14 protein-coding genes are annotated in these 14,304 nt (G+C 63.7%); 6 read left to right on the top strand and 8 right to left on the bottom strand.

Translation table 11 applies throughout. From position 1 onward, the window contains the following. Nucleotides 1–38: 38 nt before the first annotated feature. From ABZ815_RS20060 to ABZ815_RS20045, 4 genes are all read right to left on the bottom strand, one after another. Nucleotides 39–971 carry a hypothetical protein gene (locus ABZ815_RS20060; protein WP_357699864.1) on the bottom strand — a complete coding sequence of 311 codons (933 nt, stop codon included), beginning with the start codon at nt 969–971 and terminating at the stop codon, nt 39–41. Beyond that, nucleotides 968–1,285, bottom strand: a complete 318-nt coding sequence (locus ABZ815_RS20055) for a helix-turn-helix transcriptional regulator (RefSeq protein ID WP_357699862.1) — start codon at nt 1,283–1,285, stop codon at nt 968–970. The genes ABZ815_RS20060 and ABZ815_RS20055 overlap by 4 nt, the downstream gene beginning before the upstream one ends. Nucleotides 1,286–1,423: 138 nt before the next feature. Next, on the bottom strand, nt 1,424–2,092 hold the full coding sequence (locus ABZ815_RS20050; protein WP_357699860.1) for an HNH endonuclease family protein: 669 nt from the start codon (nt 2,090–2,092) through the stop codon (nt 1,424–1,426). 765 nt (nt 2,093–2,857) lie between these two features. Then, nucleotides 2,858–3,196, bottom strand: a complete 339-nt coding sequence (locus ABZ815_RS20045) for a hypothetical protein (RefSeq protein ID WP_357699858.1) — start codon at nt 3,194–3,196, stop codon at nt 2,858–2,860. Nucleotides 3,197–3,385: 189 nt separating this feature from the next. Here ABZ815_RS20045 and ABZ815_RS20040 point away from each other — a divergent pair, with 189 nt between their 5' ends. Continuing rightward, nucleotides 3,386–4,084, top strand: a complete 699-nt coding sequence (locus ABZ815_RS20040; RefSeq protein WP_357699857.1) for a DUF3800 domain-containing protein — start codon at nt 3,386–3,388, stop codon at nt 4,082–4,084. A gap of 125 nt (nt 4,085–4,209) precedes the next feature. On the opposite strand, the gene ABZ815_RS20035 is transcribed toward ABZ815_RS20040, so the two are convergent. Further along, nucleotides 4,210–6,123 carry an LAGLIDADG family homing endonuclease gene (locus tag ABZ815_RS20035; protein WP_357699855.1) on the bottom strand — a complete coding sequence of 638 codons (1,914 nt, stop codon included), beginning with the start codon at nt 6,121–6,123 and terminating at the stop codon, nt 4,210–4,212. 838 nt (nt 6,124–6,961) lie between these two features. On the opposite strand from ABZ815_RS20035, the gene ABZ815_RS20030 reads away from it, so the two are divergent. Both ABZ815_RS20030 and ABZ815_RS20025 read left to right on the top strand, forming a co-directional pair. Continuing rightward, on the top strand, nt 6,962–8,095 hold the full coding sequence (locus ABZ815_RS20030) for a NucA/NucB deoxyribonuclease domain-containing protein (RefSeq protein WP_357699853.1): 1,134 nt from the start codon (nt 6,962–6,964) through the stop codon (nt 8,093–8,095). Between the two features lie 210 nt (nt 8,096–8,305). Beyond that, nucleotides 8,306–8,698, top strand: coding sequence for a hypothetical protein (locus ABZ815_RS20025; protein WP_357699851.1), 393 nt, complete (start codon nt 8,306–8,308; stop codon nt 8,696–8,698). 582 nt (nt 8,699–9,280) lie between these two features. Here the strand turns inward: ABZ815_RS20025 and ABZ815_RS20020 are convergent. Beyond that, complete coding sequence (locus ABZ815_RS20020; protein WP_357699849.1) at nt 9,281–10,429, bottom strand: pentapeptide repeat-containing protein; 1,149 nt, start codon at nt 10,427–10,429, stop codon at nt 9,281–9,283. Nucleotides 10,430–11,301: 872 nt separating this feature from the next. On the opposite strand from ABZ815_RS20020, the gene ABZ815_RS20015 reads away from it, so the two are divergent. Continuing rightward, nucleotides 11,302–12,360: a hypothetical protein gene (locus ABZ815_RS20015; protein ID WP_357699847.1), complete on the top strand. Its 1,059-nt coding sequence runs from the start codon at nt 11,302–11,304 to the stop codon at nt 12,358–12,360. A gap of 111 nt (nt 12,361–12,471) precedes the next feature. Here ABZ815_RS20015 and ABZ815_RS20010 read toward each other — a convergent pair whose 3' ends face one another. Further along, complete coding sequence (locus ABZ815_RS20010; RefSeq protein ID WP_357699845.1) at nt 12,472–12,663, bottom strand: hypothetical protein; 192 nt, start codon at nt 12,661–12,663, stop codon at nt 12,472–12,474. A 413-nt stretch (nt 12,664–13,076) separates the two neighbouring features. Here ABZ815_RS20010 and ABZ815_RS20005 point away from each other — a divergent pair, with 413 nt between their 5' ends. Both ABZ815_RS20005 and ABZ815_RS20000 read left to right on the top strand, forming a co-directional pair. Beyond that, nucleotides 13,077–13,373: a hypothetical protein gene (locus tag ABZ815_RS20005; RefSeq protein ID WP_357699843.1), complete on the top strand. Its 297-nt coding sequence runs from the start codon at nt 13,077–13,079 to the stop codon at nt 13,371–13,373. 12 nt (nt 13,374–13,385) lie between these two features. Further along, nucleotides 13,386–13,610, top strand: a complete 225-nt coding sequence (locus ABZ815_RS20000) for a hypothetical protein (protein WP_357699841.1) — start codon at nt 13,386–13,388, stop codon at nt 13,608–13,610. A gap of 321 nt (nt 13,611–13,931) precedes the next feature. Here the strand turns inward: ABZ815_RS20000 and ABZ815_RS19995 are convergent, their stop codons facing one another. Then, nucleotides 13,932–14,294: a hypothetical protein gene (locus ABZ815_RS19995; RefSeq protein WP_357699840.1), complete on the bottom strand. Its 363-nt coding sequence runs from the start codon at nt 14,292–14,294 to the stop codon at nt 13,932–13,934. Nucleotides 14,295–14,304: the final 10 nt, after the last annotated feature.

The following is a 14,304-nucleotide window of genomic DNA, read 5'->3' as shown; positions in this document are numbered from 1 at the left end:
TTGGCCAGCGCGTGGGGACGGCGGCGTCGCCCATGCGCCTACTCGGTGGTGTTGCGGCGACGCCTGCGGGCTTTCACCTTCACATCCCAGCGGCTCCGGAGCCATTCGACGCCCGCATAGAAGGCCACGACGGTGGGAATGGTGAAGAACGCCGAGCCCCAGCCTTGCTGGAGGAACACGTTGACGATGGCAAAGGCCATCAGGGGGCCGAGCAGCACCCAAGTACGCCAGTCCGAGGCGAGAATCCAGCACGCTGCCCGGTACAGGCGGTGAAACCGAGCCTGACCTGGAGCTTGCAGCGCCGCCCGGAGTTGCCACACCTGTCTCAGCTGCCGGAAAACGTACAGCAGCTGAGACAGTAAATTGACCTTTGCTTGCGTGAGATCGTGTAGCTCACTAAGAAGCTCCTCGGCATAGCGCTTGCGATATGCTGCAGGAAGAAGTCGGATTTCGATATTGATCAATAGCCGAGCAGAGTGTGATGCTGGAGCGAAAGGCTTATTGCCAGGATTCGCCACAGTAATTCCGGGTGCCCTAAACCTTTCCAAGTCCGTGATGACCGCCCGGGCGGTCATGTCCACGTCTCGCAGAGTTTCGAAAAGATCTTCGACGAGTTCGCGGAAGAGGTCATGGTCCCCGGCGCTGATTTGAGTCAGTGAGCGAGCGTGGCCAAGAGCGCCGCCAAGTGCGACGGAGAGCGCTTTAGCGCAATTGTGATCGACGTTTCTTTCAATGCCCAACATGGAGTCGAGATTTAAAGTAATGATATGAAGCTCGAAGTTCGAGATACTGCGTTCCAGGATATGAGCGATGGCTTGAGCACGACGGCGGTGGCCGCGACCACACGCCATATTTTGAGCAACCATGCGAACATACCGAAGGTTGCGGACAAGAAGCCGAACTTCGCTGAGCAGGAACTCGACAGTATCCGTTTCCGCTGGACTGTTCGGGAATGTCGCGTGGGTAGTCACGTGGCTCCTCTGGCTGGACTTCTGTGCAGGCCAAGCAAGAGCGTCACCTTGACTTGCGACCGAGCTAGAGCGGTGCGGGCCTGTTCGGCACCGTTCGGGGTGAGCCAGTAGTAGCGGCGGCGCGGTCTACCTACCTCGCGCGGGTCCACGTCCTCGAAGCGGGACTCCAGCCAGCCGATGCCCTCGAATCGGGCCAGGATGGGGTGGATCGTGCCGGGCGCAAGGCCAGCGGCTTGGCAGATCTCCAGACCGTACATCTCGCGCAAGGGGTCTTCGAGGAGAGCACGGAGGACGAGTTGGGTGGGGATGGTCATGCGGGGCTGCTTACCCATGCTGGAACTCTAACTAGGGGCTAGTTAGAGTTCCAGCTAGTTGAGGAAATAGGTGTCATGTCCGCCACAATCGAGGAGCCCGTCGCCCTCGCGGGGTGACGGGCTGCTCCAGCATACGAATCAGGACGCTTGAGGCAGTGGGGCGTTCGGGCAGCCCTGAGCGACTTCGGCGAGCTTGGCCTTCTCGTCGGTGTCCACGCTGAGCTGCCAGTGGCGCTTAACCGCCACCCATTCGGTGATGTACCGGCAGCGGACCTGCTCAATGGGCATCCATGCCGCCGGGTCCTTGTCTGCTTTCTGCCTGTTGCTCCGCGCCGTGACGGCGACCAGATGCTCCGGCCGCTCCAAGTAGTTGGCGTACTCTTCCCGTCGTTGGGCGTCCCATGTCGAGGCGCCGGAATCCCAGGCTTCCGCCAAGGGCACGAGATGGTCGACGTCCAGTTTGCCCGCTTCTGTCACTATTTGGTCGTCATAGTACGAATACCACACACCTCCACTCAGCGCGCAGCTCGGACCGACCGAGGGCGGGTCGATGGCCTCGGAGATGAGCACCTCATATCGCGCCGAGCATCCGTTTTTGTCGGCATCGACCCAGTGCTTGAAGCTGGTCCGCTTGTAGCCTTCCCGAGATTCTGCGGCGACTGTCAGGTCGTCAACGGCGGTTCGGAGCAGGGGCGGAGGTGCGGCATGGTGGATGCGGTGCGCATCTGCATTGGCAAGTCCGGGTGCGGTGAGCAGGCCGGCCAGGATGGCGATGGCAAGTACGGGACGCCGCAAGGGGTGAGGCATGATCCTCCAACTACTCTGCGAAGTTGCGTGAATACGAAGAGTAGTGATTGCTGCTTGGGTGCAGCCACTGCCGCCGCAGTTACAGCCCCGTGCCGCCCAGTGAAGACACAGCAGCGCCCCGCCACCGAAGGGAGGCGGGGCGCTGCTGTCTGTTCACGTCACGTCTTCGTGGTGCCACCCCCGTTCTCGTCGGAAGTGGCAGCAGATGGGCCTGCTGGCCGTGGGGGCGGAAGGGCAATGCCCTCGTCCGCCTGCGTCGTCGTTTTGCTCCACCGGACGCGAAGACCACGTGGACTGACCGTCGCCTCGAACTCGTTGATGTCGGGTGCCTTCAGTGCGCGATTACTCATCGAACGCACTCCGAGGAGGATGGCTCCGACCACGAGCGCCAAGGCCACGATTCCCCAGGGACCAGCCGTCTGGAGCGTGTTCCAGAGGCTGGTCATCCTTGGTCTACGCGGCGAACTGGATGGCGATCTGGTTAGACGTCATCCTGTTCTCCCTTCTCACGAATGCGGATGGGTGCACGCCCTGCACCCCCTTGGATGGTGAAGCTACCGATCGGGTCGTCCTCGGTGCTCCCGCTCGGCGTCGCGAGCCAGAGGTGCCCACTAGCCCTACCTCGAACCTGCCCAACGGAACATGCTTGATTGATCAAGCAAGGCCAAAACCGTCGGGCACGCTCACACGACGCGACCATTCTGCCTTCGGCGGTCATTGGCTCGCCTGAGGAATCGGGACATTCGAGGTGCGCGACTGAGCGGATCAGAGGTCCGGGCCGGCCTCGTCCGGCAGGGTGCCGAAGTGTTCTTCGACGGTGGCGTCATGGTGGCAGGTGAGCAGCCAGATACGGGCCTGGGCGGCATCCACGTACTCATAGGTGTCGGCGTCGCCCTCCCACTGGGACCAGCGGTGGAGCACCCATCTGTTCTCCGGCGTGCGGTAGAGGGTCTGGTGCTGGGCTGGGTCGGCGGTGAGCACGCTGACGCAGTCAAGGCCAACGAGGCGGGTGGCTTCATCGAAGCGATCTGCCAGGTCGGGATCGAACCAGCCGTTCAGAACCCAGCCGTCACCCTGAGGGCGGAAGATGTTGGTGCGCACCACCGTTCCACTTTAGCGCTTTAGCGCGAAGGCTGTCATTGCGGAGAGCACATAATCAGTCACAGACAGTTAAAGCGCAAGGCTCGTGTCAGATAAAACTTCACCGTAACGTCGCCGATAAGTATCGGCATGCCACGTCTTATCCCTTTTGATCGGCGCGACACTGCACCTCGAATCTGCCACGCTATGCACGTGCTCCTGAGCTACGTGGACGAGAGCTACTCGTCGGACCGCTACTACATGGCGGCCCTCCTGGTCCCCGAGGACCAGGCCATCCCCCTGAGCCACGCTCTGGACGAGGTCGTTTCCAGTGCAAGGGACTCATACGGGCGCATCAAAGAAGATGCCGAGCTGCACGGCACGGACCTGCTTCACGGCAAAAAGGACTGGGAACCCTTGCATGGGATGGTTCGGGCGCGGATCGGTGTCTATAACGACGCCTTCAAGGCGATCGCCGAGCATGACGTCGCCATCATCCTTCGAGGGCTGGACTGCAACCGACATCGCGCCCGGTACGTCGACCCATGGCCACCACATCAAGTGGTGCTGTCTCGCCTGCTTGAGCGCATTCACGATCACGCCCAAGAGCGTGACGAGTACGCGCTCATCATCGCCGACGAGTGCGGTCAGCAAGGCGAGTACCGCAAGGACCTGAAGGAGTACCAGACCAACGGCACAGGCGGGTGGCGCGATCGAAAGCTGGAGCGCATCGTTGACACGCTTCACTTCGCGCCCTCCCACGCCAGCCGACTCATTCAGGCAGCTGACCTGATCGCCTTTCTGCACCACCGAATCCACAGCGGCGCCGACAAAGACGACCGGGCCAAGAGGGCCAACGAAAACCTGTGGGAACGCGTCAGAAAGCGGATCGTGCACGAGCTGTACGCGTGACATGAAAGCACGAAGGCCCCGCGCACTGGCGGGGCCTAAGGCAAGGTCGGAGTTGCCTCCTGCCTCCCAACCTAGCTTGCGCTGGCTGGACGGGCTAGAGCTTGACCCCGTTTTTATCCGCTCTCTTAGAAGGGCCAGCCGGCCGAGTGGCGGGCTTCGAGGATCGGGATCAGCTTGAAGGCTACGTCGGACAGGCCGCCGAAGGTGTGCCGGGTGCCGACGCCGGACGGAGCGTGGCCGTGCTTGTGGCCCGCGAGGTTCCACGTGTAGACCGGCACCCGGGCCGGAATCTGCTCGGTCGGGTCGCTGCCGTAGTAGCCGCCGCTGGTCTGCTCATCGGTGATGATGATCACCCGGTCGTGAGCGTCGACGGTCGAGCGGAAGTGCCTTCGGACGGCGTGGGCGGTGTTGGTGCCGCCGAGATCACCGAATCGCTCCGAGACCTTCAGCACCGACTCGCCGCGCCGGTAGGAGATCGGCTGGGAGTTGGTGCCGAACTGCACCAGGTCGGCGTTCTCGGCGCGCAGCGCGACCGCAGCACCGAACACCGCGGCGCTGCCGGCGCGGTTCAGCTGGGACTTCTCCGAGATCCGGTCGAACATGCTGCCGCTGCGGTCGACCAGGATCAGGGTGCGCCCGGCCAGGGCGGGCACGTTGGCCAGGGAGTGGGCGAGCGCCTGCTCCAGGGGGTAGCTCCAGCGCAGGGACGGGGCGTGCTTGTATGCGGCCAGGAACCGGAAGGGGAACTGTCGGGACCGGCGGACCTCCTTCGGGTCGGTCATCCGCGCCGCCACGGTGGCGGCCACGACGTCGCTCACGCCCGCCTCATCGAAATTCCGCAAGTTCCGAAGGCAGTTACCAGTGACCACGCCGTTGGCGACGAACAGATTCGATGGTTCGACGGTCACGCAGTACGTGGGCTTGTCGCCTACGCTCTCAATCGCCACCACGCGGTCGATCGCGACGGCTGGGTCATAGCCGTGCATCTCGCTGGCAGCGGGCTGGATGTGTCCCAGTCTCTCGGCGAGAGACTGCAGCTTTGCCGCCTTATGCTCGACGCGCAAGTCAAGCAGCTCGGCCAGACGCACCAGGGCGGGCCCCCGGTTGACCTCGACGACATGGAGGGGGAAACGACTGATGATCTCGCCCTTGCCTTGGGCCCGTACTGCATGCTCCCGTATGACGCTGGGTACACCCAGACGAAGCATGGCGTCAGCGACCTGCTCAGCAAGCCTGCGCGACACGACGCCGAACTCTACAGAGCCATGCAGAGTGCCCTTGGGGTTCCGCCTCTCACGGACGCAGCCGTCAGTGTCGATGAGGCCAGACAGAGCGCCGATCCAGAACTCACGGCTAAACGGTTCGTTGGGCAACGCCTTGACCTCGACACGCTTGCCCCACACGCCGTAGTCGCGCAGGACGTCGATCATCGCGTTGCGCTTGTGGCGCGGGTCGGTCAGACGGAGTCGTACGCAACCGGGCATGGGGATCTCGGTGACGATACATCCGAGCTTGGCCGTGTATTCGCGGACGAACGCGACTGCACCGTCGTCGGGATCTCCGTGGAATTCCGGCGTGGTCCCGGTCATCCCGCCGTCGCCAAGCATGGCACCGACGAAGTAACCGTCCCAAGTATCGCCTTTGTCCCCGAAGTGGGACGCGGTCAATGGGATGGGGATGTGGTCTCCCACCTTGAGGTCGGCGGTTGTCTTCCATTCCCATGCCTGGCGTCCATTTTTGCGCCGGACAATCCACCGATGATCGTAGGTAGCCTCGATGATCCTGCCAGAGACGAAGCGGATTGCCACCACAGGGCGGATGCCGTTGTCGAGCCAGGCGACTGGGGTTGTGGGGACGAGGTTCCCGACGCTGCGCTTCCTAGGTGGTTGGTTCGGGCCGTACTTGACTGGGCGTGCGTCCCACGCTGTGTCATAGCTCAGGACTGGGAGTCGGTTCGCCACAACTTCCTCGATGGGCGCAGTGGTGCCATTGGGAAGCCATATGGGGGTGCCTTCGGCGAGGCAGGCCATCATGCCCATAGACGGGATTATGGCCTCCCACGCGGCCGCGTCCATCGGGCCCTGCAGCCACCCGGCCAGGGCCTCCCAGGTGATGCCGGCGCGGCGCAGCAGCTCGGGGTCATCGAGGACCTGGCGGCGCTCGCCGAGCGGGAGTGCGAGCAGCGCCTGGCGGCGGGTGAGCAGGCCGAGCGTCTCAGGAATAGGGGCCGCCTTGTCATGCGGCTTCTTGACGATGTAGCCGAACAGGTCGTGCTGCCAGGGGCCCTGGAAGCGGCCTGCCTGGCTGGAGCCCTTGCGGTCGCCCGAGTGTGTGAGATTGAGCAGGTCGGCGAAGGTGAGGCCCTTGCCCTCGCTGTCCCACTTGACGTAGCTGCAAGAGGGGGCAGCTCGTGGCGCACCCTGTCCAGCCGATCCAGGAAGGTGTCGATCTCAGCGCGCCGCTCGGCCGCGACCAAGGCGACGCGGGCGATCTCCTCTGTGGGACGTCCCCGAACTTTGGCCTCAACCGACCAAGCTGGCGTGGGATAGGTGCCTCACCAAGGATGAGCTGCATAGGGATTGTAGGCCCCTTTGCTTCTCCGTCTGCGGAGGAGCCGGCAGGTATGGCTGCTACATCGACTAACTCGCAGTTATTCTCCCTGGTCAGAAGACTTGACAAGCTGGACTAGCCAACATTCTGACACAAGTCAAGATCTTGAACTCATCACGATAGGTATGTGATGCTTTCGACGCGATTTGGGCCCCCGAAGGGTGGAGTATGAAGTCACGAACCCGCCATGTAAGCGCAGTCATCGCAATGGCATCGGCCTTGCTGTGTGGCTTACCTGCGTCGGCTGCATTCGCTACGCCAAGCCCCATGCCACAACCTACCAAAGATCCTCAAGATACCTTCGTGTGGAGCGAGAACCCTGCCCGCACCGAACGAGGCCTTTCGGGCAATAAGACGCCCAAGGAAACATCTGAACAGAACTGCGACGCTGTCAAGGCACGAACCGATATCGCCGCTGGCGAAATGGCTCTCTGCGTTCTAAAGGGGCGCCATTCCCTCACTGATGGCGATCCCACTATTCAAGCTCAGCTACCCCGACCGGACGAGATTCCCGATTGGTGCGCGAACGCTGATTGGGATTATAACCGAGTGCTCTCGTGTCGTAACGGCATCGAAACATTCGCCCTCATACAGGATGGAAAGATTATCGGCACTGCCGATGTCGAGACGTGGGATCTCGTTCGGACCAACCACAACAACAACAAGTTTAGCTGGGACCAGTGGGCGAATGTCGCATCAACGGCAGGCCAGTTCAGAGATCTTTGGGCTGGACTTACCTATCAAGGTGTAGGAATGTGCACCGGGCAATGTGCGTTAGAGACCGTAAACGTCGGACCAAGGCTCGTTCCCAGTAGCACCTGGCTGCGCACATACCACATCTGGCACTCGACCATAAGCACGATCGGGGGTAGGAACAAGCCAAGTCTTGATGTTGAAATGACTTGGATCTTGCCGGGCACGATCCCCATGAACACAACGTATAACCGCTCCCTCGATCGGGATATCCGATGTGACTATCGGTCGCCAGGAACAAACGCCTACTACGGCTGCATCTTCCCGGAGTTCCGTCCTACCTTGCGCGTCCCTCGCAGCATTCTTCCTGAGTACGCAGATCACATCGCTGATGCCCAAGCGACAAACTGGCCGGTCGGAATGCCCGGAGGTCTCCCCCTGACCCGCCTAACGAACCAGGATGACATCGACGAAAATCGCACAATGTCATGTGCAAATCAGCCGAGCCCGCGACCGTCGGGTCAGCAGTGTGACGAGTATCCCTTCGCCTCAACCTATCAGGGTAGCTATACGAGTGGTTTCGACGCCAGTTCGCGGCTCATCAACGAGCAGCAGAACCATGATGGCGGGCAGCAGCTCCAGGAGTTCTATCAGCTCTATCGCATTCTCGACAAAGAAGCCTTCCACGTGCAAGTGGTCACCATCTAGCGTAGGTGTGAGATAGACTGACGGGCTATGCCAGCGACACCTCATGGTTCTGAGAATAGCGAAGAGACGCTCTCCGAGCGGATGGCGCATTGGTCGCGGGAGAACATGCGGCCCGAGAACGATACGGGACGTCTCGCGAGTGGTAACACGTCGAGGATCGAGGTGCCCCACCTAGTCAGATCCAGGGTACGTGTGCGCGACCATCACTTTATGATCGCCAACCCCTTCCAAGATGTGGCCACCCCCCGGCCGACAGGTGGCGCAATGGCCGGAGTAGCCGAGGATGCTCTGGCGATCTGGACGCAGATGGAGAGTGGCGTAGTAGGTCTTCGCATCAACTGGAGCCTCGCCTCGCCGACCATGTCAGCAAGCAGCTGGGAACGGTACGAAGACGTTGAGCTGGTCACCACCACAGGTGTCATGCAGATACGTGAGGCGGTGGACATCGAGGCGCAGCCGAACATCACGTTTCAAGGGGCTGGCCGCTACGGGGTTCGTGTCTACGGCCGACGCATGAAGCTGCAAGAGGGTGTTGGCACGCGAGAGCCAAGCGAGTCCTACATGTTGACGGTTTGGCCGATTGAAACAGTCGCCCACCGGTAGAGGCTCTTGATCGGCTCAACGGCCCGCTGCCCCTGATGGGGGCAGCGGGCCGTTCCATCGTCAACTTGCTGTACGCCTCTTGCTCGAGTATCCGCCGATGGAGACGACGGCCTCCGGATGGCTGCGCCTACCCCGCGCCCGGAGGCCGTCTCAATCGCTCCCGAAACAGAGCAACCACAGGACCAGCCGCGCTTGACGGAGACAACCAGTGGCGATCTCCATCATCGCATCTTCTGGGCGTTCTCGCTGCCAGTGGTGCTCCGGTGCAGTTGTTCAGCCGCGGTCTCGTGCCGTCGGCCGCTGCATTGGATGCAGGCTCAGCGCCGTCTCCCACTTCATATCCGCCTGGCCAACGATGCGCACGCGGGCCGGAACCTCTCCGGCGAGGAGACCCGAAAGGTCCTTTGATCATGCCTATTGGGGTCACCGGGATCACAGTGCGATCAAAGTTGTTCAGCGACGGCCATCAGAGAACCACGTGCGGCCGTGAAGGTGCCAACGGCTGCGACAGCGCCCGCCGACGCGGTGACCCGCTCGGTTGCTCTGGCGGCTCCCATATTCGGTAGCGCACCCACGCTCACATCAGGATGAACGAATCTGGGCATCAGGGCCGCTGTCGTCGGCTTGATCAGGTTCCTGTACCGCGGCTGGCGATGCAGATGGACAAAGCACCAGGCCAGGAACGTTCTTTGTTGGCAGGCCGGCCGGAGGATGCGACCAATCTGCTACCTGATCGAGGTAGACGGTCCCACCGTCGAATTTTGCCCCATCGAACTTAACCGTCCCGCCGGAGAACTTCGCTCTCCGGAACTGGACGGTGCTGCCGGAGAACTCTGCCCCGCTGAAGCCGACGTGTCCGTCAGCGAATTCCGCCTCATCGAACTCGACCCAACCGCCGGAGAACACCGCCCGGCCGAACTGGACGGTGCTGCCCGAGAATTTGGTCCGGGTGAAGGAGACGTGACCGGAGAAAATCGCTTGGTAGATCAAGAACTCGCCGCCAGAGAACTCCGCCCCGCCAAATAGAACCGAGCCGCCAGAGAATCTTGCTTTGTCGAAGCGGACCCTGCCCCCCAAGAACTTCGCCCCACTGAACCGGACGACGCCAGAAGGGAAGACGGTGCTGGCGAAGTTGATGTTGTGATCGATGGTGACACCGGTGAAGTCGAGGTCGGCGCCGTGCCAGGGAGTGGGAGCGTCGACCTTGAGGTGAGCAGCAATCAGACGCCAGATGGTCAAGCGGACCTCACGCATGGCGCGCCAGGCGAGATGCGTTGCGGATTCGGGACTCGCCTCTGGTTCAGGGGCTGAGGGCATGCGTAGATAGGCGCACAGCACGTCGATGCACATCTGCCTGCCCCCTTCCCAATCGTCAGCCAGAGCGGCCAAGGCGTGTATGCAGGCCAGGCGGACCGCTGGCGAGTCGTCACCGAGGCGGCCGCTGGCAGTGGCGAAGCGCTCGTTAAACAGCTTGGCCTGCTCGCGGCTCTCCCCGGCTTCGGTGATGCGTTGCCTTCGGTAGGCCACGACAAGGGCGACCACTCCGCCGATGCCGGCGACTACGGCTAGGGAGATCTTGACGATCTCCAGAATCTCCGTCGCGGTCGGCCGTATGTTCGCCAGATTAACCGTGGCGAGTTGGGCGAGTGCCACGGCGACCAGGCCAACCGCTGCTGCGCCCGCCAGTACGACCGTCAGGGTGATGGCCGCGCTGATAGGCAGCAGCTGCACGGGGCGCCCATTTCGCGGCTCCCGCCAGCGGGTCGATCGGAGAGCCTTAGGAGTGCGGCGAAGGCGCGGTAATGGCATGTCATCAGAATGCCTCGCCAACTGCGGCCATCGAGGAGCATTACGCCGCTGTGAACAGATTGAGCTGTTGAGCTGGCTAACCCTGGTTGCTGATCGCGGCGGCGCTCATGCCGGGGGTCGTGTGCTCGGGATGATCGCGCGTGCTCTGCATGCCCGTCGTGCTGCTTGTACGGGCCTGTGCGCGTCGCTGACGCATGCAGGAGGGTGAAGTGGGCCCGTGGGCCGGTGACGCGCTCACGGTCCACTGCGGACGATTGTGTGGGCTGTGTGAGTTGCGGGTGGTATGTGTCGTTTTGGAGCGCTAGTGTGCGTCGTTGACGGACCGTCCGGCCCGTCGAATGCTCGGGTGCTGTCGGGGGGTGTTGGTGCGCGAGGTCGCGAGAAGTACGCGATACGTCCGCGCGCCGAAGAGGCCCGCCCCGGCCCGTTGCCGTCCTCATGCCTGGCCGCCCGCCCGGCGGGGGGAGTCTGCCCGGAAATGAGAAGAGCCGCGCAGTGCGCGGCCTTCCCGAGGTCGAGACCCGCGACCAGATCGCTCAGCTCCAGGCGGTCAACCTCATCGAGCTGAGCAGCCGAGTCGCCGTTCCGGCCTCCACAACATCACATCGCGTCTGACGGTGCTCTCACGCGGCGGCCCGAGCCGTTGAGGGGGCCTTTCGCGCGCCAAACCGTGACGCTTGGAGCCGACCATAGCACGCCGCCAAGCGGCCATCTCGGCATGCCCGGAAACCGAATCCGCGGCGTACGAGGCAGCCGCGCCCTCGCCAGCCCCCACCGACGCGATGGACGGGGGAGTGGCACCGCTCGTCCCCGCCGGGCACATCGTCGCGCCTGCCCACCCTCTCTGGCACGACGCTGTCCACTACATCGTGCAGGAGGCGAACCGACGCGCCGACTGGACACGCAACGCGCTGCGGTTCGCCTGGCAGGTCATGCGCCGCTCCACATGGGCGATGCTGACCGCTCCGAAGAAGGGAGCCACCTGGCAGCACCTGGCCGCCGAGCTCGGCCTGTCGCAGCGGACCATCGCCAAGCTGTACACGTGGTTCATCGACGCCGGCCTGCTGGCCCGCGCTGTGCCCGGCACGACCGTCCGCTACCGGAAAGGAACGCGGGGCGGCCTGGATGACGACGGCCGCGGCAACGAAGCCGCGCAGTACCTCCTCATCATCCCGGAGGCGATCCTCGAGGCCGAGGACGGCGAGGAGACACCGCCTCCGAGCGCGACCGTGGAGAGCCAGGCAGACCTTCCCTGGCCGTGCGCAACCGTGCTGACCCGCCCGCACCCGGAGACGGTGCCCGACGTTTCCGCAGCTCACGACCCTGTGGAAAGATCTTTCACCCCCAACCCCCCACTCTCTTCTGTAGGTGAGGAGACTCCCCGTAACGCGCGCGCGAGACGACCGGCCGCGCCAGCGACACCGGCCAGCTCGTGGCCCGCGACCGTCACGCCGGTCACTAGAAGAGACCGGCTCGCAGCATGTGAGCGGCTGATCGCGGAGATTCCCCTGTTCCGGAAGCTGTCGGCCAGTCACCTTCGTAGCGTGCTGCGGGGCGCGTTCGACCTCGGCGCGACCATCAGCGACATCCGGCACGCCCTCGACCACCGGCCGGACGGCAGCGCATGGATTCACACCCATGCCCCGCGCTCGGTGCCGGGATGGGTGCAGCACCGCCTGTCGGCGTGGATCTCCGGGGACGGGCAGCTCGTCGCCCGGTGGCCGGTTCAGCGGCGGAGTGCCGAGCATGCCGCACTGCTCGCCGGGCAGCGTGCTCGCCGTGAGGCGTGCGAGCGAGCGGACCAGAACCGGCGTGGTGGCCCCCTTGGCTACATCCAGAGGTGGTCACGGTGATGGTCGGCAGGCGCGATCGGGAGTCGCGAGCGTTGGTCAGGCCGAGGTGGCAGAAGAGACCGATAAGTTGATCTACTTTGTAAAGGGCGGGGGTCGTTGTGAGCCAGTGCCTCAAGCCGCAGAAGCCTCAACGATGGCGAGGGCCCTCTGCTTGCGGATCAGGGTGGCGAGCTCCTCGATCGACAGTCCGCCCGGTGTGAAGGCAGCGTGCGCGGCCTCTTCGGGGGAGAGGGCGTCGCGGCGAGCCCGCGCCTGGGCGAGCGTGCGGCCGGCGGCGGCGAGTGCTTGAGCGCGCGTCGTCACCCTGTGATTATCTCACACAATCGACACATTCATACACAGGACGTTCGGGCGGAGCGGCACAGCACGCCGCCGAATCACATCGCTATTACGGTTGCCACAAGGCTGCGCGTGCCTACCCTCTATGTTGCTATAACTCGGAAGCGCGATCGAGGACCGCGCCCGACTCATTCCGGCCATCGGCTACGTGAGAGTGTCGATGATGCTGGAGGAAAAGATCTCGCCAGCCATCCGGCGTGACGCCATTGAGGCATTAGCCGCCCGGCGGGGCTACTGCATCCCGCCGGGCGCATGGCCGGACGGCGGCTGAATTGAAGACCTGGACGTGTCCGGCAGGAGCTTCCAACGGACAATCATGGAGGCCGTCTCCCACGTCGAATCGGGGTTGGCCAAGGCGATCCGCCGGTGGCGAGCTGGTGTCGGCGACCGAAGAGGTGGACGCCAGCACTGCGGTTGGGAAACTGACCCGCGGCATGCTGATGGAGTTGGCCGCGTTCGAGAGCGACCGATCTGGTGAGCAGTGGGCTGAGGCGTACCACAACCGCCTCGCCCGCGGCCTGCCGCCGTTCGGCGCTCAGTACTTCGGGTACGTGCGCCGAGGCCGGCAGCCTCATCCGCTGGATCCGAAGCGCACGCTGCGAAACCCCGCCGATGGCGAAGAACGCTACGTACCCGACATCGGCTCCGGAGCGGCAGAGGCATTAGCTGGCTGATACCAGACATATATGGCGGATCAGAATTTCGCCTACCTGGCCCGCAGGCTCAACCGGGATGGGTACACCACCGAGGGTGGTCTGCCGTGGAGCGCCGAGACTCTTCGCCAGGTCATGGATCAGGGGTTCGCTGCCGGTCTGCTCCGCATCCATGATCCCGAGTGCAGATGTCGCAGAGCGGCCCGCTGCCAGCAGAAGGTGTTCCGGCCCGGGGCACCAACCGCTCATCGAGGCTGAGCTGTGGGATCGGTACGTCAAGTTGAGAGACGCGAAAGTCACGCGCCCCTCGCGCTCGGTGCACGAGTTCACCGGCTTCATCCGCATGTGCGAGAACCACGAGACGCCGCCATCGGAGATGGCCGGAGTTGTCGGCACACTGTCTCGCTTCGCTGTCCGCCGCGAGGGGATCGCGCAGCAGCGCGCCATCCAACGCGTGAAGCGCTACGCCGACCAGCTGTGCCAAACCGGAAGCCGCGCGGTCCTTGGCCGCGCGGCTTTCGCGTGTCGGCGAGCCCCCCACCCCCCACCCCCCGCCTGGAGTTGGTGTCGGGTTTTGGTTCATGCTGGTGGTGTGTGGGTGGATCTTGTGGGTGCGGCTGCGCGGTGTGGGGTGTCGGTGGGATCGGCTCGGCGGTGGGTGGGGGAGGGGTGGTTTGGGCCGGACGCGGCTGGGCGGGTGACGACGCGGTTGGATGCGTCGGGCCGGCGGGTGGTGCGTGTTGATCGGTTGTTGCAGGTGGAGCGTGCGGTGCGGGCGCGGCGCTGCAATCGGGGTGCGCGGCCGGTGGGGAAGAGGGCGCGGTAGGTGCCGATCGTCAGGTGGGTGATGACGAGGGCGAGTGCGATGAGGCCGCCGATGGCGATGATGAGCAGCATGAGCTGGTCGATGGCTTCGCGGGTGGCCTGAACAGCGGAGGGCATGCTGGTCCCT

It is taken from the genome of Nonomuraea sp. NPDC047529, assembly GCF_040642995.1.
Taxonomy (GTDB): domain Bacteria; phylum Actinomycetota; class Actinomycetes; order Streptosporangiales; family Streptosporangiaceae; genus Nonomuraea.
This window is presented reverse-complemented; position numbering and strand designations above follow the sequence as displayed.